General features: G+C 45.0%; 18 protein-coding genes. 11 read left to right on the top strand and 7 right to left on the bottom strand.

Annotation, left to right across the window (positions count from 1 at the left end; all coding sequences use genetic code 11):
• Positions 1–189 precede the first annotated feature (189 nt).
• On the top strand, positions 190–2,037 hold the full coding sequence (locus G3R49_RS00830; RefSeq protein ID WP_167868345.1) for a DEAD/DEAH box helicase: 1,848 nt from the start codon (positions 190–192) through the stop codon (positions 2,035–2,037).
• A gap of 318 nt (positions 2,038–2,355) precedes the next feature.
• Here the strand turns inward: G3R49_RS00830 and G3R49_RS00825 are convergent, their stop codons facing one another.
• On the bottom strand, positions 2,356–3,324 hold the full coding sequence (locus G3R49_RS00825) for a DMT family transporter (RefSeq protein ID WP_167868344.1): 969 nt from the start codon (positions 3,322–3,324) through the stop codon (positions 2,356–2,358).
• A gap of 683 nt (positions 3,325–4,007) precedes the next feature.
• Between G3R49_RS00825 and G3R49_RS00820 the strand changes: the two genes are divergently transcribed.
• Entirely contained in the window at positions 4,008–4,319 is a 312-nt protein-coding gene (locus G3R49_RS00820; RefSeq protein WP_167868343.1) for a hypothetical protein, read from the top strand.
• A gap of 98 nt (positions 4,320–4,417) precedes the next feature.
• Here the strand turns inward: G3R49_RS00820 and G3R49_RS00815 are convergent, their stop codons facing one another.
• The 6 genes from G3R49_RS00815 to fixA all read right to left on the bottom strand — a co-directional run bounded on the left by G3R49_RS00815 (position 4,418) and on the right by fixA (position 10,967).
• A complete protein-coding gene (locus G3R49_RS00815) occupies positions 4,418–5,980 on the bottom strand; it encodes a BCCT family transporter (RefSeq protein ID WP_167868342.1) in 1,563 nt (520 codons plus the stop codon).
• Positions 5,981–6,379: 399 nt separating this feature from the next.
• Entirely contained in the window at positions 6,380–7,510 is a 1,131-nt protein-coding gene (locus G3R49_RS00810; protein ID WP_167868341.1) for a hypothetical protein, read from the bottom strand.
• A gap of 72 nt (positions 7,511–7,582) precedes the next feature.
• Positions 7,583–7,870 carry a 4Fe-4S dicluster domain-containing protein gene (locus G3R49_RS00805; RefSeq protein WP_167868340.1) on the bottom strand — a complete coding sequence of 96 codons (288 nt, stop codon included), beginning with the start codon at positions 7,868–7,870 and terminating at the stop codon, positions 7,583–7,585.
• Positions 7,867–9,156 (bottom strand): FAD-dependent oxidoreductase FixC, encoded by a 1,290-nt coding sequence (fixC, locus tag G3R49_RS00800; RefSeq protein ID WP_167868339.1) that lies wholly within the window; start codon positions 9,154–9,156, stop codon positions 7,867–7,869. The genes G3R49_RS00805 and fixC overlap by 4 nt, the downstream gene beginning before the upstream one ends.
• 79 nt (positions 9,157–9,235) lie before the next feature.
• Positions 9,236–10,180: an FAD-binding protein gene (locus G3R49_RS00795; protein WP_167868338.1), complete on the bottom strand. Its 945-nt coding sequence runs from the start codon at positions 10,178–10,180 to the stop codon at positions 9,236–9,238.
• Positions 10,181–10,193: 13 nt separating this feature from the next.
• Positions 10,194–10,967 (bottom strand): putative electron transfer flavoprotein FixA, encoded by a 774-nt coding sequence (gene fixA, locus G3R49_RS00790; RefSeq protein WP_167868337.1) that lies wholly within the window; start codon positions 10,965–10,967, stop codon positions 10,194–10,196.
• Between the two features lie 654 nt (positions 10,968–11,621).
• Here fixA and caiT point away from each other — a divergent pair.
• The 9 genes from caiT (at position 11,622) to G3R49_RS00745 (ending at position 23,022) form a co-directional block, all read left to right on the top strand.
• Positions 11,622–13,148, top strand: a complete 1,527-nt coding sequence (gene caiT / locus G3R49_RS00785; protein ID WP_167868336.1) for an L-carnitine/gamma-butyrobetaine antiporter — start codon at positions 11,622–11,624, stop codon at positions 13,146–13,148.
• Between the two features lie 27 nt (positions 13,149–13,175).
• Positions 13,176–14,312, top strand: coding sequence for a crotonobetainyl-CoA dehydrogenase (gene caiA / locus G3R49_RS00780; RefSeq protein ID WP_167868335.1), 1,137 nt, complete (start codon positions 13,176–13,178; stop codon positions 14,310–14,312).
• A 165-nt stretch (positions 14,313–14,477) separates the two neighbouring features.
• Positions 14,478–15,704 (top strand): L-carnitine CoA-transferase, encoded by a 1,227-nt coding sequence (caiB, locus tag G3R49_RS00775; RefSeq protein ID WP_167868334.1) that lies wholly within the window; start codon positions 14,478–14,480, stop codon positions 15,702–15,704.
• Positions 15,705–15,730: 26 nt separating this feature from the next.
• On the top strand, positions 15,731–17,284 hold the full coding sequence (gene caiC / locus G3R49_RS00770) for a crotonobetaine/carnitine-CoA ligase (RefSeq protein WP_167868333.1): 1,554 nt from the start codon (positions 15,731–15,733) through the stop codon (positions 17,282–17,284).
• A gap of 46 nt (positions 17,285–17,330) precedes the next feature.
• Positions 17,331–18,116, top strand: coding sequence for a crotonobetainyl-CoA hydratase (caiD, locus tag G3R49_RS00765; protein ID WP_167868332.1), 786 nt, complete (start codon positions 17,331–17,333; stop codon positions 18,114–18,116).
• A 202-nt stretch (positions 18,117–18,318) separates the two neighbouring features.
• On the top strand, positions 18,319–19,170 hold the full coding sequence (locus tag G3R49_RS00760) for a MaoC/PaaZ C-terminal domain-containing protein (protein WP_167868331.1): 852 nt from the start codon (positions 18,319–18,321) through the stop codon (positions 19,168–19,170).
• 129 nt (positions 19,171–19,299) lie between these two features.
• Positions 19,300–20,271 (top strand): alpha/beta hydrolase, encoded by a 972-nt coding sequence (locus tag G3R49_RS00755; RefSeq protein ID WP_167868330.1) that lies wholly within the window; start codon positions 19,300–19,302, stop codon positions 20,269–20,271.
• A gap of 483 nt (positions 20,272–20,754) precedes the next feature.
• Positions 20,755–21,666, top strand: a complete 912-nt coding sequence (locus G3R49_RS00750; protein ID WP_167868329.1) for a LysR substrate-binding domain-containing protein — start codon at positions 20,755–20,757, stop codon at positions 21,664–21,666.
• 252 nt (positions 21,667–21,918) lie between these two features.
• Complete coding sequence (locus tag G3R49_RS00745) at positions 21,919–23,022, top strand: phosphoribosylaminoimidazolesuccinocarboxamide synthase (RefSeq protein ID WP_167868328.1); 1,104 nt, start codon at positions 21,919–21,921, stop codon at positions 23,020–23,022.
• Positions 23,023–23,025: the final 3 nt, after the last annotated feature.

Below are 23,025 nucleotides of genomic sequence, written 5' to 3'. Positions count from 1 at the left end.
GACTCAGATAAAACAATCAAAAATCGCGCCAATTTGAATAATTTAACGAATACCAATAGTCAAGTAGCTCACACTTTGCTATAATATCGCCCTTTTTGAAACGGGAAATCGACACGGGGTTGATTTTCTGTCTGTGAAACTCAAGCACAAAATCGACTTTTTTGTGCGTATCCACAAGGCTACAACTCAATGTCATCCGATGAAAGAACTTTCCGCGATCTCGGTCTTTCCGAGAATTTGCTTCGTGCCCTTGACGAATTAGGCTACGAAAAACCAACGCCAATTCAGGCCGCGAGTATCGACCCTTTAATGGAAGGTCGCGATATTCTAGGTCAAGCGCAAACGGGTACGGGTAAAACCGGTGCGTTCGCCCTGCCACTGCTTAACAGTGTCGATCAAAAATTAAATGCGCCACAAATTCTTGTGTTAGCACCAACTCGTGAGCTTGCCGTTCAGGTAGCTGAAGCGTTTGGTAGCTATGCGAAACACATGAAAGGCTTCCACGTACTGCCTATTTACGGCGGTCAAAGCATGCACCAGCAATTAAGCGCACTTCGCCGTGGTCCACAAGTTGTTGTGGGTACTCCTGGCCGCGTTATGGATCACATGCGCCGTGGCACTCTAAAACTAGATGCACTACAAGCACTAGTATTAGACGAAGCTGACGAAATGCTAAAAATGGGCTTCATTGACGACATCGAGTGGGTACTTGATCACAAGCCAGCTGACAGCCAATTAGCACTATTCTCAGCAACTATGCCTGAGCAAATTAAGCGTGTTGCTAACAAGCACCTTAATAACCCTGCACAAATCTCTATTGCCGCTAGCCACACTACGGTTGAGTCAATCGAGCAGCGTTTTGTACAGGTTTCACAGCACAACAAACTTGAAGCGTTAGTACGTGTTCTAGAAGTAGAAAACACTGAAGGTATCATCATCTTCGTACGTACTCGTAACAGCTGTGTTGAACTAGCAGAAAAACTAGAAGCCCGTGGTTATGCGTCTTCACCATTACACGGTGACATGAACCAGCAAGCCCGTGAGCGCGCGGTTGAGCAACTAAAACGCGGCAAGCTAGACATTCTAATTGCAACTGACGTTGCTGCACGTGGTCTTGACGTTGAGCGTATCGGCCACGTTGTAAACTACGATATTCCATACGATTCAGAAGCTTACGTTCACCGTATTGGTCGTACAGGTCGTGCTGGCCGTACTGGTATGGCGATTCTGTTCGTTACTCACCGTGAAATGCGTATGCTACGCACTATTGAGCGTGCAACTAACAGCCGCATCTCACCGATGAAAATCCCAAGCCCAGAGACAGTAGCAGAGCGCCGTCTATCTCGTCTTGGTGAGCAAATTCAAGAAACCATCGCTGGTGATTTAGATTTCATGAAGACAGCAGTTGCTGATCTTTGTACTCAACTTGAAATCGACACTGACCTACTTGCAGCTGCATTACTGCAACAGGTTCAGCAAGAGCGTCCTCTGCAGTTACCTCCAATTCAAGAGCGTAACCGTGACAACCGTGATGATCGTAATCGTGACCGTGGTGGTCGTGAGCGCGGCGGTCGTCCAACACCAACTAGCTTTGGTAAAGCAGATGGTCTAAAAGACAGCCCAGACGTGAAGATGAACCGCTACGTGATCGATGTAGGTCGTGATAACGGTGTAGGCGTTGGTAACATTGTTGGCGCAATCGCTAACGAAGCGAACATCGAAAGCCGCTTCATTGGTCAAATCCAGTTATTCGACCAAGTGACTACTGTTGACCTACCAGACGGTATGCCAAAAGACGTATTAGCACACCTTAAAAAGGTTCGTGTATGTGGTCGTCCACTCAACATCCGTGACGCTGAAGGCGAGTCATTCCCAGAGCAACGTCAACGCCGTCACCGTGGTGATCGCAATGACCGTCGCCCACGCGGTGATCGTAATGACCGTCGTCCACGCGGCGATCGTAATGACCGTGGTGGCGAGCGCAATGATCGCGGCGACCGTCGTCAACGTCGTCCACGCGACAACGGCAATAGCTAAGCTAGAGTTCTGATTCTAGCCACATAAAAAATGGAGCCAAATGGCTCCATTTTTGTTTTCTGCCCTAAACTACCTACTTCAATAGGTGGTTATCAATCGATTTGGCTTTGCCGGTAAATTGTAGTGTTTTCCATATCTGGCAGCTTTGATTGTTTGCTCACGTCGCAATGACATTTAAAGCACGCGGCAAGCACATCCTTGTGGGCTCGACGAAAACATCCTTGTTTTCAACGGCTTTAGATGTCATTACAACTCTAGTTTATAGTTTCAATCGGTGAGACTAGGCTCCCTTCTAGGACGCTCAAGACGCCGTAAGTGCTAGTAGCCTACAACCTTCCGCTGTTTTCTTTGCAAATATAACGGCCATAACTGCACCACAAATACCGACACCACAATTACCACTATCCCGCTAATCGACAAGGCATCGAGCTGATCATGGCTAAACATTTGCGGCCATAAACCTAGGCTGACTATCAGTGCATTCATGCTAAAGCTTAAAATCGGTGTCAGCGCTAACATGGCACTCACTTGCGCTGTATGCCAGTACTTCATCGCCTGACCAAAGCAGCCATAAGCAATCACAGTGTTTAACGCGCAGAAAACCGTTACCAGCCATTGATCCGCTGTCATTGCGCTGAACTGGCTAAAATCACTCACAGGTGCCATCACCACAATACCTAGGGCATAAATGCCCATAAGAATATTGTTAGGCGATAGTCTTTTTAACAGCGCTTTTTGCAGCAAGGCATAGCTCGTCCACGACAGTACTGAAAACTGCACTATGCTGATGCCCATAACGATTTGTGTGGTATTAGATTGCTCAAAATCGAGTGCAGGATGAAAAAACATCAATACCCCAAGTGCGAGCGTGGCAAAACAAGCAAGTTGCACTGCAGTGAGCCGCTCTTTGAAAAACAGTGCACCGCCAAAGGCGAGAAAGAAAGGCGCGGTTTGAAAATTAAGCTGTGAGGTGCCTGGCGATAAATAATCTAGTGACCATACAAAGGTGACATAGTTGGTCATCAGCAACACGCCTGCCAACGACAAGCGAAGCCAATCACGCTGCTTTAGCCCAACAAACTGCTGCAATAACCGCAAGCGCCACTGCAGATAAAAGGTCACTACAAAGGCGACCAGAAAGCGAAACCAGGTTAAGGTAACAGGGTCAATAAAGCCTGTCGTCAACTTAAGGGCAATGGGCAGAATGCCCCAAAACACCACAGCGACAACCACAAACAGCAAGCCAATTTGGTTATTGGTCAATTGGCTTAATCCACGCAAACTCATACAACACTATCCGTTATTAAACTGACTCCAGCTAGCGGGTTACATAGCGGAGTAATACAAAAGGCATAACAATAAGGGGCGCTATTTTGCCACAGGCGACAGCAATAAGCGCGGCTGAAGTTTAGTCTGTTGTCTGCTTAACGACACGCTTGGTTTACATCTCAATTGTGCTAAAGCGCAGTCATAAAGTTTACGGCTTGCCCAATATAATTATGCAACCCGCCTATCTTTTATATTTAGCCTCCTTAATAACTTAGGACAAATCTAATTAAAATTATTTATATAAAATTTAATATCAAGCTAAAACAAAAAGGCAAACACTTATTTAGATAAAACTAAACAACAGTTAAAAACAATAACCAACATACCTACCACCACAGCTAGACATCAAAACAAAACCCTCTGCATTCAGCAGTATAGCGACCCAAACCAACCAATAAGCAAAGCGTTATTTTAGCTATTAGTAAACATAACATCTCTAAATTAGCCAAATTCAAAAGCGTGATCTATATTTATTTGTAAAATATTTGTTGTTTTTGGTTTATTTTTTATCTAACCTAAATAAAGGTTAAATAATAATCACTAAAATTAAATTAAAATTCATTTGACCTAATGAGAATAAACTCACGTCAATTATAAAATTAATAGCCTCTTACCCTACACAAGAGCTAAAAAGGAGAAGTATGATGCGAATTATTGCCCTAACAGCCGCACTTTTAGTAACCAGTTTCTCAGCTTCAGCAGACTTTGCTAGTGCTAATCAAGCAGTAAATAGCTGTGACGTTCGAAGCTCATATCAAGCAACTAGCGTGGTTTCTGCCGCTTACCAAGTCGCCAACAGCAAGCAAGCTGGCGATGTTAGCAAGGCGCTTGATACGCAAATCACTGCATTTGAAACCTATTCATTTGCACGCGAAATTGACAATGGCAGTGCTATCGTTGCAGATCTAAAGAGCAATAAAAATTGCCTAGTAAACGCTTTCGCTGCTAAATAATCGCTAGCTAAATTCCGTTTTCGCAAACGGCAAAACATAAAAAACCACCTGCATTCAAGGTGGTTTTTTTATTTCACTATGATTAATCGCTAACAGCACTATTGAGCTTTTGGTTTCCAGCCCGTCATGCGGATCTCAGCCAGAAATGAGCTGATGCCAGTAAATAACACTATCAAAGTTGGCAAGCCTGCTACCACTGCAGCGGTTTGCAATACTGAGCGTGGGCCATCTAGCGCCAAAATCCCCATAGGTAATACACTGAGCATTAATGCCCAAAATATACGATTCCAGCGTGCAGGTTCATCCTTTGGCGTAATATGGGCTGTGGTGGTTGCCGATAATGAGTAACTTACAGCGTCATAGGATGTTGCTAAGAAAATAATACAAACCACTGAGAACACAACAATAAACACATCTGCCATCGGCAAGTGCTGCGCCATCGCCATAATTAACTCACCGTTATCCATGGTCTTAACTAGGCTAACAATATCCATCGCACCTGTGAGATGCAGGTTGAGGCTAAAGTTGCCAAAAATCATGTAAAACACCGAGCAGCCACAAGATGCCGCTACTAAGGTTGCTAACACGGTTGCCCGCACGGTACGTCCACGCGAAATTTTAGCGATAAACAAAGACATAAATGGCGCAAATGATGCCCACCAGGCCCAATAAAATACGGTCTCACCTGAGCTTAATCCGGTCTTTGCAATTGGGTCCATATAGGTCGCCATTTCTAAGGCGTTGGAAAGCATAGAACCAAAAGTACCTAAGCCCATCTGCACTAAAAACTGGGTGTTACTCACAAACAAGACAAATGCCAATAACCCAACGGATAACCACACATTTAGATCTGACAAGATTTGCAAACCACTTTTCAGCCCCTTGTATGAGCTAATTGTGAATATCGCAGTCACCAGCATTAGCACCATCAAATCGATATGAGTGCCGTTTTCAATTCCGGTGACTGAGCAAATACCTGCAGAAACAATAGGCGCAGCTAAACCAAGTGAGGTTGCCGCGCCGCCAATAATCCCCACCATAAAGGCAATATCAATAAGTTTACCGGGCAGCTTATCGACTTGTTTACCGAGCAAGAAATGACAACTTTGAGAAATGTTAAGCACAGGCACATTACGTACATGAAACTGATAAGCAATAGGAATTGCTAGCGCTGCGTAAATCGACCAGGCAACCGGCCCCCAGTGGAACATGGCGTACGTGCTTGCTACTTCTAACGATTGCACTGACCCTGCCTCTACGCCATGAATATCTAGACTTGCTAGGCGTGCCCAATCTAGCATGCTGCCATACATGATCCCTGAGCCAACGCCCGCGCAAAGTAGCATCACAATCCAGCCATAGTCTGAATATTGCTTTTCTTCGCCCAGCTTTTTGTCGCCAAAACGACCAAATGCAAGCCATAGGCTCCAGGTAAAGGCAATGATGCCAGTGATCATATACACCCAGCCTAGTTCGTGGGTAATGTAGTGAAAAATAGCGCTAACCACAGTTTTAGACGTTTCAGGATAAACGAATAACGGCACTGTACAGCTCATAACGAGAAAGAAGGTGGTAAAGAACTTGAACTTATCTATGTTACTTAGCAACCCACATTTATTGGTTGAGTGGCTAGCAGCATTATTGTTTCTGACTAATTCCATAACATACTCATGCAATTAATGCTGTGTATAAGCCAGCTTATCCGTCATCATAGACTGGCTTCATTCAGCTTTTAGTTATATTCCCCATCAAATAGCGTGAAATTAATTGAGCAAATATAAATCGACTAATTTCACACCTGTTCGCCAAAACATAGATCAACGGCAAGAAATAACTTCAACTAAAGTGAACCCGAGTATTATCCCAAATCAAACTAAGCAATAATCAGCGATAGATCCCATTAAGTAACTAACAAACCGTTATTGGTGAAGTATTTTTACCAAACGAAAAAAGGCCATACACAATATGTATGGCCTTTAGCTGGGGTTAGTTATTTTCTCGGTTAAATTAAAGTTTACTAATAAATATCAAACTGCTAAGAATGATACCTTCTAACAAAATTAGAAGTAGTAAGCGGTACTGATGTTAATACGTTTGTCCCAATCATCACCCACTTCTGGTAGACCGATGTGGTCGTTGCTACCAGTTGAGAAGGTCATGTTTTTACCCATGATGAAATCAATATGAGTGTAAGTTGGGCCAGCTGTAATTGCTGCACCGATTACGTTTTGGTAGCTGTTTTCATAAGTGTTATCGTCAACATCTGGCGTCATCATGCCAAAGTCGTTGTAGAACTTAATGTTACCAAAGTCAGTTGGAATCGTTTTGGCAATGTTTAGGTTGTACACCTGGCCTTTTGAAGCCGCTTCGTACTGCCAACCCACAACAGCGATGGCAATCTTGTTGTCGTCAGCCGCATCTGCAGCATCATAGTGGTAGTGCAATGCTTGCGCTTGAATGTTCCAACCGTCAAACGAAGTATCAAGGTGTGCAGCTACAGCGTAGCGGCTACCATTGTTACCTGTTTTTGAGTTGTAAATTTGGCCAACTTCAACCGATGCACCAGCAGTGGTTGTTACGCCGTCGCCATTGAAAGTGTATAGCTGACGCAGGTTTAACTGGTTAGTTTCTTCGTTGTTGTACTCAGTACCATTGATAGTACCTGTGTATAGGTTGGCAGAGTATGTCGCGTTTTCAGACGCTGAGTATTCAGCATTTTTGTAGAATGCAAAGTCAGTTTGCCAGCCATCTTTTTTGTAGGTTGCTTTAACGCCCATGTCATGGTCGTCTTCAAAACCTAGGTAGTAAGGTAGACCGAACCAGTAGCTGTTTGAAATATAGCCAGGGTTAGCAAATGGTACCTTGTTAATACCAAATTGCACTTGTACTTCAGGCGTATAATCGTAATAAGCGTAACCAAACTTCATATAGTTACCATATGAAGTGAAACGGTAATCAGACTTAAGACCCCAGTTGCCTTTTTTACCATCAAATTTTAATGACATCATGTCGAATGTCATATCACCAAACTTATCTTCAGATGAGTCGCTATAGAATTTATAGCCATAATTAACACGTACTGCGCCGTGAACATTAATGCCATCCTCAGAATCTGCTGCGAAAGCTTGAGCGCCTGATAATAAAAGCGGACTCGCTAATAACAGCATAGTGATTTTATTTTTCTTCATCATATTTACACTCTTTTTATATTGCCCCTTTTAAAGAGGCGTTTTGGTATTTATTGTTATTTTCAACAATTTTATTTACCCATATCGGTACTCGACCCCGAACGTACCGCGTGGGTATTCCCATTTTTCAATAATGGTGTCGCCACAAAGGAACTTGCATGTTCCGCACTCTAAGCATCCTGCTGAATCAAACTTCAAGCTGCCGTCATCTTCAATCTTGTACAGCCCCGCTGGACAAGCGTTAACTAGCTTCTTGAACTCGTTGATATCTGGGTTTTCTTTCAACACTATGTGTGGGTGACCTTCGTCTACGTAAAACTTGTTGTTGCTTAGCTTTACATCCACATTTACTGGCTCGGTCATATCGCTGCCACTCCTTTAAAGCCGTCTTTAATCAGGTTCATGTAGCCCACTTCTTTACAGTGCTTCATAATGGTTTTACGCAAAGGTTGTGACGCACTGCCATCAACGGTGAACATGCTTTGCATGATGTCGGCGACCATTTTTGGATACTGGTTGAAAATGCGAGGGTTTTGCATGAAGTCAGGCAAGCCTTTGTAAAGGTTGAGATCCTTCATGATGAAACTGTCATTGAGTAAGTCTTGGTAGGTGTTTAAGCCAGCCGCGCTAAAGTCATTAGCTTCGCGTGCTTTTAATACTGCTAGCGCTGCCGCCTCACCAGATGCAATAGCCAAATCCATACCGCGTACGGTATAACCGATATTTAAACAGAATCCGGCCGCGTCGCCTGTGATCAATACGCCATCGTCAACTAATTTAGGCACCATATGGATACCCGCCTCTGGCACAACGTGACCTGAGTACTCTAGTAACTTGCCGCCTTCAATCAGTGGCTTAATTAATGCGTGATTTTTGAAATCTTCTAGCATTTGCGGCACAGTTTTGCTTGAGTGCTCAATATCATGTAGCCCACAAACCACACCTAAGGAGATGGTGGTTTTGTTGGTGTATAAAAAGCCGCCGCCCATTAAGCCATTTGCTGGTGAGCCAGCGAACAACCAAGCACAACCTTCATCACCTTCAACATTGAAGCGATCGCGAATAACGTTTTCTGGCAGTTCAATAAGCTCTTTTGCGCCAACCGCCATTACATCGGCCTCAACTTTTGGCTGCACCATGCCAAGCTTTTCACCTAGCACTGGGTTAACGCCTTCAGCCAGGATCACCGCATTAGCAAATAGTTCGTCGCCGTCGGCCATTACGCCAACCACTTTGCCGTCTTTTTTAATCACTTCATCTACGCGGATACCAGAGATAAACTGAGCGCCCATTTCTTCCGCTTTTTCCATCAACCACTGGTCAAATTCGCCGCGTAGTAGCGTGTAAGATTCTTCGATGGTGCTTTGATCACGACCGTTGTGATAGTCCAAGGTGACCCCGGTATCATCGGTCATAAAGGTGACTTTTTCTTTGGTGATCTTGCGCTCGATTGGCGCTTCTTTAGCAAAGCCAGGAATGACTTTTTCTAGGCTGTGACCATATAAACGGCCACCTGTCATGTTTTTGCTGCCGGCATAATTACCGCGTTCAATCACTAGAACTTCAGCACCCTCTTTGGCTAGAACATAAGCAGCAATACAACCTGCAAGCCCTGCTCCAACCACAATTGCGTCAAATGCATCTTCCATTTCGTCGCTCTCTATACATTTAAGGTCGCCTCTTTACCACCTTGCATAGAGGCGACGGAAAGTTAATTCAGGTTAGTCATTAACCTTTAAGTGCATTTACTAGTGCTGGCAGCACTTTGTTGATGTCACCGACGATGCCGTAGTCAGCATATTTGAAGATAGGCGCGTTCTTATCTTTGTTAACCGCAAGAATGGTTTGCGAGCTGGTTGCCCCTACCATGTGTTGGATTTGACCAGAGATACCTAGAGCCAGGTAAACATCAGGTTTTAGCATGACGCCAGATACACCGATGTAACGCTCACGCTCCATCCACTTCTCTGTTTCAGCGATTGGGCGCGAGCAACCTAGCTCAGCACCGATAATGCCACCTAGCTCCTCTGCAATAGCGAGGTTTTCTTTTGAGCCGATACCGCTACCGATACCGATAACGCGCTTAGCTTTACCTAAGTCAACGCTCTCACCAGCGTTTGCACGGCGCTCAATGCATTTGATTGCAGCTTGTGGAGCAATAAACTCAACATTTACCGCTTCGCCTTGGCGGCTAGCATCTTCTGCAGGCACTTCGTAAACACCACCGCTAATAGTCACGATGGCCACTTTTGAGTTAATTTTCTCTTCTGCGAACGCTAAACCGCCGTAGGTCATGTGCTTAGCAACCACACCGCCTTCGAGGTTTAACTCAGTAACGTCATTGACCACACCTGCAGTTAATTTCACGCCTAGTTTGCTTGCTAGGGCTTTACCGCGCTTAGTTGGCGATAAAATCACTAGCGCTTGTTCTTCGCCAGCGTCGTTAATGGTTTTAGCTAAGGTGTCGCAGTAGTCTTCAATCACTACGTCAGCGGCTTTTTCGCCTAAGTAGTACACGTGAGTTGCACCATACGCGTAAGCTTTAGCAATTTGTGCTTCGTCACCAAATACGAAAGCAGAAACTTTGTCAGCAACAGCAACACCTGCGCCAATCACTTCAGGTAAACGGGCTGCAATATCGCTAAATACCCAAACATTCGATAATTTGCTCATCATTAATCCTTAATTAGTTAATTTGTTGACGTAGGTGCTCAGCAAACTCAACAACGTTAGCTTCGTCATCACCCTCGATGATGATGTTCTGACGTGCCTTTTGCTTAGGTGCGATAACAGAAACTAGCTCTACTAATGCAGGTGTTTCTTCTACTGCAATGTCACCACTGCTCTTAACTGCTGCTGGTTTTTTGCCTGCAGCTAGGATGGTTTTCATTGATGGAATGCTTGGCTCACAGATATCGGTTGATACTGAGATAACCGCTGGTAGTGGCAGCTCTAGAATTTCTAACTCATCATCTAGCGCGCGCTCAACCGTGATTTTGCCTGCTTCTAGCGCAACAATTTTGCTTACGGCATTAATGGTTGGTACGCCTAGGGTTGCACCTAGTTGGATACCTACTTGTTGCGCGCATAAGTCACCTGAGCCATCGCCACATACGATAAGGTCGAAGCCTTCTTCTTTAGCTGCTGAAGCAAGTAACTTAGAGGTTTGGTGAGGAAGTAGCTGCTCAAACGCTTCATCACTTAGTGCGATTAAGCTATCTGGGCCGCGTGAAAGGATATCTTTCTTAACTTTAGGATTCGTTAGTGCTTTGCCGCCTAGGCTCAGTGCTGCCACTGTGACATCTGCCGCTAGCTCCTTCATTTGCACTGCAATTTCAATAGCACACAGATCAAATGGGTTAATTTTTGGTGCTGCTTTTGCTAGGTCTAAACTACCATCTGCTGCTACTGCAATATCCTGCTCTTCAGGAACTAATTTACAACATGTAATAATCTTCATCTTTTCTCCAGAAAATACACATAATTAATTTCAATTTTCAAATCAAGAAAATACATTAGTCATTTAAACCTTTTCATATAAGAAGATTGAAACTCCTTTAAAAAAATAAAAGCGACCTTCCCTTTCCGATGCGGCAATTATATAAATACAAAATTAATCTCTGTTGTTATCTAGATCACAGTCAATAGAAAACCGACAACAGCATTTCTAACAGCGCTATTAGTTAAACTTATAACCTCCAATTAGCTTAAATAATCACCTTATTAGCCCAACTTAAAAAACCTCTTTTTTAAGCTCAACTTATAACACCATTAGAATAAACAAAATCGACACCAAGGCATGCAAGCCGCTGTTTTACATGAAATTATTTCTACCACGCAAGATTAAAACATGAAGTTTATCACTAAAAGAAAACAAGGCGTTTTTTATCGTGATTCGGATCACTGTTAGCCTTTTAAACCGCTGCCATCATTACCTCGCCAAAACAAATTAACGCCAAACAAGATTTCACTTCGACAATATAAATAGGGTGTCGAACTTATATAAAATTCAGATTCAAAATTAACTAAAAACAGGTAGAAGCAACAAAGTAAATAAAAAACAATTTTCAAATAAAGTTTTAAACCAACAAATATAAACACGAGTAATATCAATATGGATAAAGCAAAAACCAAAGGAAAAGTCGGCATTGAGCCAAAAGTATTTTTCCCTTCACTATTAGTGATCGCGCTATTGTCTTACCTTGTAGTTTCTGATTTGGATGCTGCAAATAAAGCAATCGGTCAAGTATTTACCTATTTAACTCACACTTGGGGCTGGGCTTTCGAGTGGTATATGGTGATCCTAGCAGTAGGCTGGGCTTGGCTTGTATGGGGTCCGTACAAAGACAAACGCCTTGGCAACGAAGCGCCAGAGTTTAGTAACGGTAGCTGGATTTTCTTGATGTTCGCATCTTGTACTTCTGCGGCGGTACTTTTCTGGGGTTCTTTAGAAGTTTACTACTATGTGAGCTACCCACCGTTTGGCCACGAAGCCATGTCAGTTGAAGCACAAGAGCTTGGTCTGGCATACAGCTTATTCCACTGGGGTCCTATCCCGTGGGCTGGTTACTCATTCCTATCTATCGCGATTGGTTACTTCCTATTCGTGAAGAAAATGGACGTTGTGCGCCCATCAGGCACACTTACTCCACTTGTTGGTGAAAAGCACAGCAACGGCTTCTTCGGTTTAGTTGTCGACAACATCTACATTGTGGCGCTTATCCTAGCAATGGGTACCAGCTTAGGTCTGTCTACTCCGCTAGTAACTGAGTGTATTCAATACCTATTCGGTATCCCACGCACCATTGAAGTTGACACCATCATCATCTCAGGTTGGATTGTGTTCAACGCTGTGTGTGTTGCATTCGGTCTTACTTCAGGTATCCGTATCGCAAGTGACCTACGTAGCTACCTAACTATCTTCATGATGGCTTGGGTACTAATCGTTGGTGGTACTTCATTCACGGTTAACTACTTCACTGAGTCTGTTGGTGTACTTCTTGACATCTTCCCTCGCGCAACTTTCTACACAGCAGCAGTTGAAGATGGCAGCTTCCCGCAAGATTGGACCGTGTTCTACTGGGCATGGTGGGCTGTATACGGTATCCAAATGTGTACTTTCCTAGCGAAAATCTCTCGCGGTCGCAGCGTTCGTGAAATCTGCTTAAACATCGTTGGTGGTCTAACACTAACTAGCTTCCTACTTTGGACGGTTCTAGGTAGTAACACACTTATCCAAATGCGCGAAGGCGTAGTTGACATGGCAGCACTTATCGCAGAACACGGTGCAGCACGTGCCATCGTTGAGTCTTGGGCAGCACTGCCTATGAGCACACTAACGATTTGGGGCTTCTTCATCTTATGTTTCCTAGCAACCGTAACGCTAGTAAACGCATGTTCTTACACCCTAGCAATGTCTACTTGTCGCGGCGTTGACGCTGACAACGAGCCACCAATCTGGGTACGTGTAGGTTGGTCAGTTCTTGTAGGTATCATCGGTATCGTACTGCTTGCTCTAGGTGGTCTGAAACCTCTACAAACTGCAATTATCGCCGGTGGTGCACCACTGGTTATCGTCAACATCTTAGTCATCATCTCGTTCCTAAAAGATGCTAAGAAAACTTGGGCTAAAGAAGCTTAATTAAATTAAAACAAAGGGTTATATCGGATGGACTTTAATTTAACAGATGAACAAGAGCTATTTGTAGCCGGTATTCGTGACTTAATGGAAAAAGAGAACTGGGAAGCATATTTTGCTGAGTGCGATGAAACCAGCACTTACCCAGAGCGCTTTGTCGCTGAGCTATGTGAGATGGGCATCGACAGCTTACTGCTTCCAGAAGAGCACGGCGGATTCGACGAGGGCATGGTTACCCTTACCGCTATCTGGGAAGAGTTAGGCCGCCTAGGCGCACCAACTTACGTACTGTACCAATTACCAGGTATCGCAACGGTATTACGCCACGGCAACCAAGACCAGATCGACAAGATCATGGCGCTACGTGGTACAGGCAAGCAAATGTGGAACTCAGCAATCACTGAGCCAGGTGCAGGTTCTGACGTAGGTAGCTTACAAACAACCTACAAGCGTCGCGACGGCAAGGTTTACTTAACAGGTAGCAAGTGCTTCATCACCAGTGCTGCAGGCACGCCATACATCGTAGTGATGGCACGTGATGCAGACTCTGAGAAACCTATCTTCACCGAGTGGTTTGTTGATATGAGCAAGCCAGGTATCAAGATGAGCAAGCTACCTAAGCTAGGTCTGAAAATGGACAGCTGCTGTGAGCTGCAGTTCGACGAACTAGAGCTTGAAGAGTCAGACATGTTTGGCGAAGAAGGTAACGGCTTCTTACGTGTTAAAGAAGAGTTCGATTCAGAGCGCTTCCTAGTGGCACTAACCAACTATGGTGCAGCCTACTGCGCATTTGAAGATGCAGCTAAATACGCAAACCAACGTGTGCAGTTTGGTGAAACCATTGGTCGCTACCAGCTTATCCAAGACAAGTTCGCTCACATGGCGATGAAGCTAAACAGCATGAAAAACATGGTGTATGAAGCGGCATGGAAATGTGACAACGGCACTATGACCTCTGGCGACTCAGCAATGTGCAAATTCTACTGTGCAAACGCTGGCTTTGAAGTTATCGACCAGGCAATGCAAGTACTAGGCGGCTACGCCATCGCTGGTGAGCACCGTATCAGCCGTATGTGGCGCGACATTCGTGTTGACCGCGTATCTGGTGGTTCGGACGAAATGCAAATCCTGACCCTAGGCCGTGAAGTGCTTAAGCGCTACCGCTAAGCCATATTGAGCAGGCTAGAAACATTGCTCCCACAATCCTAGCCAGTTCAATATTTTTGTCGTGGGGTATCAGCCTGCCCCACTGCATTCTCTTAACTACTTACTTATTCAAGGTTTTCAGCAACATGCTTGCATTGGAAAGCCAAATCTAGAGAGAGCGACATTATGTCATCAACATTATCTACACCGACATTTGGCCCATTAAGCGGTGTTCGAGTTTTATTTTCAGGTATTGAAATTGCCGGCCCTTTCGCTGCACAAATGCTTGCAGAATGGGGCGCTGAAGTTATTTGGATTGAAAATGTCGCGTACACTGACACCATTCGTGTACAACCTAATTACCCAGAGCTATCACGCCGTAACTTACACGCGCTATCGCTAAACATCTTTAAAGATGAAGGCCGTGATGCTTTCTTAAAACTGCTTGAAACCACCGACATCTTCATCGATGCCAGTAAAGGCCCAGCATTTGCTCGCCGCGGCTTAACTGATGAAGTGATGTGGGAACGCAACCCTAAACTGGTTATCGGTCACTTATCTGGATATGGCCAATTCGGCACAGAAGAGTACACCAACCTGCCAGCATACAACACCATTGCTCAGGCATTCAGTGGCTATCTTTTACAAAACGGTGACGTCAACCAGCCTATGCCAGCATTCCCATACACTGCTGACTACTTCGCGGGTATGACAGTGACCACCTCGGTACTTGCTGCACTGCACAAAGCACAAGCCACAGGTGAAGGTGAAAGTGTGGATATTGCAATGTACGAAGTCATGTTACGCATGGGTCAGTACTTCATGATGGACTACTTCAATGGCGGCGAAATGGCGCCACGCCAAACCAAAGGTCGCGATCCTTACTACGTAGGTTGTGGTCTGTACAAGTGTACTGATGGCTACATCGTAATGGAGCTAGTTGGCGCACCACAAATTGAAGAAATGTTTAAAGACTTAAACATCACTCACCTGCTTGGCACTGACGAAATTCCAACAGGCACTCAGCTTATCCACCGCTTTGAATGCCCATTCGGTGCACAAGTTGAAGATGCACTAGAAGCGCACATTGAAACCCTAAGCATTGAGCAAATTCTTGCACGCTTTGCGGAGCTAAAAGTTGCTGCGGCTAAGGTGCTGGAAGTGTCTGAACTTGCTACTAACCCACAATACGTGGCGCGTGAGTCGATTACTCAATGGGAAAACATTGACGGTAAGACATTCACTGGCCCTAACGTGATGCCTAAGTTCAAGAAAAACCCAGGCAAGATCTGGCGTGGTATGCCAAAACATGGGATGGACACCGCAGCCATCTTAGCGGATGCAGGTTACAGCGCCGAGGAAATTCAAGCGCTTGCAGACAAAGGCTTAGCCAAAGTTTCACACAGCGAATAATTTCACAATAGCGAGTAATAACTACCATGGATATCGTCGGCAACAAAACCTTGAACTGCATGTGGGAAGAACGTGCGAGAAACTTCTCTGACAAAACTGCATTAGTTTTTGAAGATGCTGCTGGCGATGTGACAAGTTTTACTTACTTTGAGCTAAACGCTGAAATAAACAAAGCCGCCAACCTGTTTTTACAACTTGGCGTACACCAAGGTGACAGAGTGGCGGTGCAATTGCACAACAGCCCGCAGTTTATTGCGTGCTGGTTTGGGCTTGCAAAAATTGGCGCGATTATTGTGCCAATTAACACCCAATTTCGCACCTTAGAGTGCCAATATATTATCGACAAATGCGCCATTAAAATGGTCGTCATTGAACAAGATTTCATCCCGATTTACACCGAGTTCAAGCAAAATCAAAACAACACAATTGAGCAGGTGTTAGTCAGTCGCGCAAAGAGTGAATTAAGCCCTGAGGTACTCGATTTCGATCACCTTGTTAAAGGACAGGCAACGAGGTTAACTCACCAAGTTAATATCGACAGTGAGGATGTCGCCGAAATCCTGTTTACCTCAGGCACCACCTCCAACCCTAAAGGGGTGGAAATTACCCATTGCAACCTGCAATACGCAGGTCACTTTACCGCTTGGCAAACGGCTATTCGCCCTGATGATACTTATCTCACCATGATGCCAAGCTTTCATATTGATTTTCAGTGCAATGCTGCCATGGCAGTGTTCACCGCTGGCGCTAAGCTGGTGATGCTTGAAAAATACAGCGCCCGCAAGTTCTGGAAACAAATTTGCCATTACCGCGCCACCCTCACCCACACTATGCCGATGATCTTGCGCACCTTGATGTTGCAGCCCAAATTTGACGGCGAGCAAGACCACTGCTTAAGAGACATGCTGTTTTTCCTCTACATTTCGCCTGAGGAGAAAAAAGCCTTTGAAGATCGCTTTAACGTGCAGCTGTTTAACTCCTACGGCATGACCGAAACCTTAGTGGGCGTGATTGGTGATAGCACCTTTGGCGAGCGCCACTGGCCGTCAATTGGTCGCCCTGGTTTTGGCTATGAAGCCAGAGTCACAGATGACGATAACAACCCAGTGCCAGCCAATACCACCGGTAATCTATGGATTAAAGGCGTAGCGGGCAGAACCATTTTGAAAGGTTACTACCAAGACGAGCAAGCAACCCATGCCGCATTAATGCCAGATGGCTGGTTTAACACAGGCGACAAAGCCTACGTAGACGAAGATGGCTGGTTCTACTTTGTCGATCGCAAAACCAACATGATCAAACGCTCGGGCGAAAATGTATCTAGCTCAGAGGTTGAGCAAATTCTTATGTCGCACCCTTACATTGAAGAGTCAGCAGTTATTGGTGTGCAAGACCCTATTCGTGATGAAGCCATCAAGGCTTTCATCATCTTTAAACACGGATTCTCTCTGACAGAAGAGCAAATACTGAACTTCTGCAGAGACAATATGGCGAAATTTAAAATCCCGTCATTCATCGAAATTAGAGACGCTTTGCCGCGTACTTGCACCTGCAAAGTGCAGAAGAAGTTTCTCGCTTAAATATACCAAAACCGAGCCTAAATGAGCTCACTTAAGGAGTAGTTACATGAGTGAATCTTTACACGTTACCCGCAACGGTCACATCTTAGAAATCGTACTAGATCGCCCTAAAGCCAATGCTATTGACGCGAAAACTAGCCACCAAATGGGCGAAGTGTTCACCATGTTCCGTGAAGACCCAGAGCTACGTGTTGCCATCATTACTGGCGGCGGAGAAAAGTTCTTCTCAGCGGGTTGGGATTTAAAAGCCGCTGCTGAAGGCGAAGCGCCAGATGCAGACTTTGGTGTTGGCGGATTTGCTGGTATCACTGAAATGTTTGACCTAGACAAGCCGGTCATTGCAGCGGTTAACGGTTACGCATTTGGCGGAGGCTTTGAGCTAGCGCTTGCGGCAGACATGATTGTATGTGCTGAAAACGCTAGCTTCGCCATCCCAGAAGCCAAATTAGGTATCGTACCTGATAGCGGCGGTATGCTACGCCTACCTAAAGTACTGCCTATGCCTATCTACAACGAAATGGCAATGACAGGTCGCCGCCTAAGTGCTGAAGAAGCACTGCAGTTTGGCGTAGTTAACTATGTCGTCAGCAACGAAGAGCTAATGAACAAGGCACGTGAAATTGCCGAGCAAGTTGTACAAAGTGCACCACTTGCAGTTGCGGCAATCAAAGAGATTTACCGCACGTCAAACCACATGCCGATTGAAGAAGCGTTCCGCTTCACCCGCTCTGGTGAGCTGAAAAATTACCCTTCAGTGCTGCAATCTGAAGATGCATTAGAAGGCCCAGCGGCGTTTGCTGAAAAGCGCGACCCAGTTTGGCAAGGTAAGTAATTAAACCTTATCGTTTGCTAATCGCTGTTAAACGATTCGCAAGGTAGAGAGTCAGGTGCACTGCCTAACTCTCTGCCAATAAAAATCCCCGTTTCCCTGTGACATACCTACGCCAATAAGCCGTGCATTGGACTTACTATCTAAATTCACAGCTTGGGTTTGTCACAGTTTTCTTACCTACATACAGTGCGATGGAATTGCCATGAAACTAAAGCTAGACATGCAAGGGCAAACTTTCGGCCCTTTTATCAACGAGTATACCGAGCGCGATCTCATGCTATTTGCTCTGGGCTGCGGCGCAGGCCTTAATGGCAAAGATGAGCTGCAATATGTGTATGAAAAAGACTTAAAAGTACTACCCATCTTTTATGTGGTGCCAATTGTCGATACCAATGTCACCAAAACCATCGACTTTGGTTTTGAATACGGCGGCTCACTGCACTGGTCAGTTGATTTAAAAATCCACCAGCCTTTAAAACAAAAGCAAGGCAAGCTCTCAACCAATGTATTACTAAAAGGCTTGTACGATCGCGGCCTAGATCGTGGTTTACTAGCTCAACATATAGGTGAAACCCGCGATGAATCAGGTGAGCTACTGTTTACCTGTGAAAGCTGGGATTGCTGTATTTATGATGGTGGTTGGGGCGGCCCAAAAGCCAAAGCCGACATTGTAGATATTCCTGAGCGTGCACCTGATTTTGAAGTGCAAGAGACAGTGCCACTTAACCAAGCCGTTATTTATCGCTTGTCTGGCGACTATCACCCACAACACGTGGACTGGGAATATGCCAATAAATTTGGCCACCCTAAGCCTAACCTCCACGGTGTATCAACCGCAGGCGTAGCTTGTCGTCACTTAATTAGTAGCTTATTACGCGGCGACCCAGAACGCTTAACTCGCTTTAAAGTACGCTTCACTAAACCATTGTATCCAGGTGCTACTTTGATCACTCAAATTTGGAAAATCGACGATAAGCGCGCGCACTTTCGCGTAGCAGATGCCGAAGACCCAACTAAGTTCTACCTCAACTTTGGTGTCGTTGAGTGGAAATAGCCAACTCGGAATAGTTGAGCGGAAATAGCGTATTAATTTCACTTCCCCTGGAAACAAGGACGTTTCACCCTAAAATGACTTGGCCACTAAAGTACAAGCAATGAGTCAGATATACACGGTGCAAACACAATGAATGCTGCAAACAACTCAGTTTCCGCCCTAGCGCCACACGCGAAACAGTTTATTGATGATTGGTTTAATCAAGGCGGCAAACCGTTTCGAAGCTTAACGCCCCAGCAAGCTAGGCAGCTTGAGTATGCCGCGCCTTATGTGCAGCCCTGTGTTAATCAAGCCATCACCATCGAGCATCACTTTATCGCTGGGCCAAGTGCCGATTTGCCTGTGCGTATCTATCGACCTCGCAGCAGTCTAAACCGAGCAAGCAGCGGCGCCATGTTGTTCTTTCACGGTAGTGGCTGGATGGTATCGAACATTGGCATCAACGATCGTTTTGCCCAGCAATTGGCTATCACCACAGGCCTAGTTGTCATTGCCATAAACTACCAAAAAGCCCCAGAGCATAAGTTTCCGTGCGCGATGGACGATTGCTACCACGCCACAAAATGGGTATTTGAAAATGCTAAGGCAATGAAGTTAGACCCTGATCGCATAGGTGTATTTGGTGACAGCGCAGGAGGTAATCTAGCGGCAGCTGTCACCCTTAGAGCCCGAGATCAGCAATCGTTTAAAATCGCGTTTCAAGTGCTGGTGTATCCAGCAGTGGATTATGATACCAATAGCCCGTCAATGACTCGCTTTGCTGAAGGCTGCTTGCTAGAAAAAGCAGATTTATATTATTACCTAGGCCACTACATAAGCTGCAGCGATGACCTGCAAAACCCATACTGCATACCAATGAGCGCAAAATCACTCATCAACTTGCCACCCGCATTTATCTACTGCGCCGAGTGCGACCCGATATGTGACCACGGCATTAACTATGCGACTAGATTACAGCAAGACAATGTGCCTGCCATCAGCAAGGTTTATCCCGGTATGATCCACGGTTTTATTAAGGCTTTCGATGTGTTTCCCGAAGCGCAGCAATTTCTTGATGATGTGCGCAAAGACTTGGCAAATTATGGTCTGCTGGATGCCTAGGGCCTGTTGCTCTTTGCTGATTAGACTTTGTTCGAATTAAAAGCACTTTAATCAAGACGCGAGCTATGCAGTTTAGTCGACTAAACAAGTGGCTCGCAACGCAGAGAAAAGTGCTTTTAAACGAACCGTTCCGGCAGCGCTTGTTGTCATTTCTACTGCGTTAACGACTTATCATGTGGAACAACCACACATCAAAGTCGTTGCCTTGTATAAACTTCCAACAAGCAGCTGCAAAAATAATCTTGAAAGATCAACAGGCCCTAATAACCAAGTTTCCTTTGTTGATAAAAACAATGCTGGCTAGGGTCTGTTAATCACGTGTAAAAATAGTCAATTCAACTGTGCTACGAGTCACGTTTAGCACAGGCAATAAGGGGATTTTTTCATAAATTCCAAGTAATTATTTTTTATGTGCTGCACGCAGCATTTTTCCCTATAACCCAGGTGTACACTAGCGTCCGTTGAGTTAGAGATGGGGGAAATATGAACAATAATTTGCCACTAAGAGCATTGCAAATATTCGAAACCTGCGCCAGATTGGAAAGCTTTTCCCATGCGGCCAGCGAACTATGTATTACGCAAAGCGCAGTCTCCCAGCAAATTAAGTCTCTTGAAGATTATTTCCTCGAAAAACTGTTTATTCGTAAATGTGGCAGACTACATTTAACCGAAGCAGGCGTTGAGCTTAAACGCCGCTTGTCGCCAGTGTTTTATGATCTCAACAGTGTCTGCTCAAGCTTAATTCCAAACATGGAAAACGAAGTACGGGTACATACCTACAACTCGCTGGCTGCGCGCTGGTTAGTGCCACATATGGCGAAGTTTCAACAAGAGAATCCAGGATTTAATATCAATGTCGGCATGTATCAGGACGACATTGATATGAGTGACACAGTCGCCGATATTTTTATCACCACCCGCCAAAAGCAAGAAGACTACATTATTACGCCGCTTACAAAGGAGCGTCTGAGCGCTTATTGCTCACCAAAATATTTAGCGCAGCATTCTGAGATCACGCTTGATAACATCCACCAGCACACCTTATTGATCTCTAAACACAAAGACTATGGCATCGACTGGGAAGATTGGTTTAAGTTCAACCAGCTAACACCTAACTCAGAGCAACTTAAATTGTTCTTCAATCACAACATGCTTGCTGTGCAAGCCGCGCTGTATGGGCACGGTATTGTGTTAGGCATGGAGCAAACGCTGCAGATTGAGGTCGACAATGGCAATCTAGTTAAGCTTGACCTACCTACTTGTATGTCAGGTCTCACCTATTCAATTGCTTATAAACGTTCGCACCAGCGCGATAGGCGTGTACTAAGTATTGTGAATTGGATAATTAACGAAGTAAGTTCAGACCCGCATGCTGAGCCAATTGTTGCCCATTAAGTTTTTCAGATGCAGCTCAAGCATCACTCGCTTGGGCTGCTTTGCCACCATCCCATTTTCTTCGCAGATACACCAAAAACCCGCTAACAGTAGCGACCTATAATCACCAATAACTGTGCGCCAGCTCTGCTGATTGTTCGCATTCTGAAAAAGGTAATTTGCGAGGCTTGTTGCCCATGGAAAACAGCGCCATTAAGAGTAAAATACCCGCCATAAAAACTACCCTACACCACCTTCTGAGGAATACTCGTCATGAGTCTTGCTGATTCCGTTTTAGCCGTGAATAACGATTTACCGATCCGTACTGACAAACCTGTGCATAGCGGCAAGGTTCGCAGCGTATATTGGTTAACTGACGCCGACAGCCGTCGCCTAATTCAAGAAAAAGGTTATAACGTACCTGACGATACGCCGCTGGCAATCATGGTGATTAGCGATCGCATTTCTGCGTTCGACTGCATCTTCCATGGCGAAGACAACTTGCAAGGTATTCCGGGTAAAGGCGCTGCGCTTAACGCCATTTCAAACCACTGGTTCAAACTATTTGCTGAAAACGGCTTAGCTGACAGCCATATTCTGGATATTCCGCACCCATTTGTGTGGATTGTGCAAAAAGCTCGCCCAATTAAAGTAGAAGCCATTTGTCGTCAGTACATTACCGGCTCTATGTGGCGCGCTTACGCCAAAGGCGAACGTGAATTCTGTGGCATTACCCTGCCAGAAGGGTTAACTAAAGATCAAAAGTTACCTGAGCTATTAATCACCCCATCAACCAAGGGGATTTTAACTGGCATTCCAGGTGTGCCTGAGCAAGATGACGTCAACATTACTCGTAAGAATATTGAAGATAACTACCAAGCTTTCGGTTTTGAAAAACCAGCAGATATCGACCTTTACGAAAAGCTATTAAAAGAAGGCTTTGGCGTCATTTCTGAAGCGCTTGCCAAGCTAGACCAGGTATTTGTTGATACTAAATTCGAGTTTGGTTATGTGACTGACCGTGATGGTCAGTCTAAGCTGATTTACATGGATGAAGTGGGTACACCTGATTCATCACGTATCTGGGACGGCCCAGCATTCCGTGATGGCAAAGTGATTGAAAACTCAAAAGAAGGTTTCCGTCAGTTCCTACTGAACCACTTTGATGATGCCGATATCCTACTAAACAAAGACCGCATGGATGAGCGTGAAGCACTTGCCCGCGACAATGCTCTGCCGCTAGAAGCCATGATGAATGTGTCAAACACCTACACAGGCGTTGCCGAGAAAGTCACTGGCGAGAAAATTGCGCTGTCAGACAATCCAAAAGCTGACATCATTGCCATCTTAAAACAGCAGTATGCTTTGGTTGATTGATAT

It is taken from the genome of Shewanella sp. WXL01, assembly GCF_012263345.1.
In the GTDB taxonomy this organism is placed as follows: domain Bacteria; phylum Pseudomonadota; class Gammaproteobacteria; order Enterobacterales; family Shewanellaceae; genus Shewanella; species Shewanella maritima.
The sequence above is the reverse complement of the archived record's forward strand: the minus strand, read 5'-3'. Positions and strand labels throughout refer to the sequence as shown.

Coding starts and splice junctions, on each gene's coding strand:
- caiC (WP_167868333.1), top strand. CDS start 15,731: ATGGATATCGTCGGCAACAAAACCTTGAACTGCATGTGGGAAGAACGT.
- caiD (WP_167868332.1), top strand. CDS start 17,331: ATGAGTGAATCTTTACACGTTACCCGCAACGGTCACATCTTAGAAATC.
- G3R49_RS00820 (WP_167868343.1), top strand. CDS start 4,008: ATGATGCGAATTATTGCCCTAACAGCCGCACTTTTAGTAACCAGTTTC.
- caiT (WP_167868336.1), top strand. CDS start 11,622: ATGGATAAAGCAAAAACCAAAGGAAAAGTCGGCATTGAGCCAAAAGTA.
- G3R49_RS00805 (WP_167868340.1), bottom strand. CDS start 7,870: ATGACCGAGCCAGTAAATGTGGATGTAAAGCTAAGCAACAACAAGTTT.
- caiB (WP_167868334.1), top strand. CDS start 14,478: ATGTCATCAACATTATCTACACCGACATTTGGCCCATTAAGCGGTGTT.
- G3R49_RS00795 (WP_167868338.1), bottom strand. CDS start 10,180: ATGAGCAAATTATCGAATGTTTGGGTATTTAGCGATATTGCAGCCCGT.
- G3R49_RS00745 (WP_167868328.1), top strand. CDS start 21,919: ATGAGTCTTGCTGATTCCGTTTTAGCCGTGAATAACGATTTACCGATC.
- fixC (WP_167868339.1), bottom strand. CDS start 9,156: ATGGAAGATGCATTTGACGCAATTGTGGTTGGAGCAGGGCTTGCAGGT.
- G3R49_RS00825 (WP_167868344.1), bottom strand. CDS start 3,324: ATGAGTTTGCGTGGATTAAGCCAATTGACCAATAACCAAATTGGCTTG.
- caiA (WP_167868335.1), top strand. CDS start 13,176: ATGGACTTTAATTTAACAGATGAACAAGAGCTATTTGTAGCCGGTATT.
- fixA (WP_167868337.1), bottom strand. CDS start 10,967: ATGAAGATTATTACATGTTGTAAATTAGTTCCTGAAGAGCAGGATATT.
- G3R49_RS00755 (WP_167868330.1), top strand. CDS start 19,300: ATGAATGCTGCAAACAACTCAGTTTCCGCCCTAGCGCCACACGCGAAA.
- G3R49_RS00830 (WP_167868345.1), top strand. CDS start 190: ATGTCATCCGATGAAAGAACTTTCCGCGATCTCGGTCTTTCCGAGAAT.
- G3R49_RS00810 (WP_167868341.1), bottom strand. CDS start 7,510: ATGATGAAGAAAAATAAAATCACTATGCTGTTATTAGCGAGTCCGCTT.
- G3R49_RS00750 (WP_167868329.1), top strand. CDS start 20,755: ATGAACAATAATTTGCCACTAAGAGCATTGCAAATATTCGAAACCTGC.
- G3R49_RS00760 (WP_167868331.1), top strand. CDS start 18,319: ATGAAACTAAAGCTAGACATGCAAGGGCAAACTTTCGGCCCTTTTATC.
- G3R49_RS00815 (WP_167868342.1), bottom strand. CDS start 5,980: ATGGAATTAGTCAGAAACAATAATGCTGCTAGCCACTCAACCAATAAA.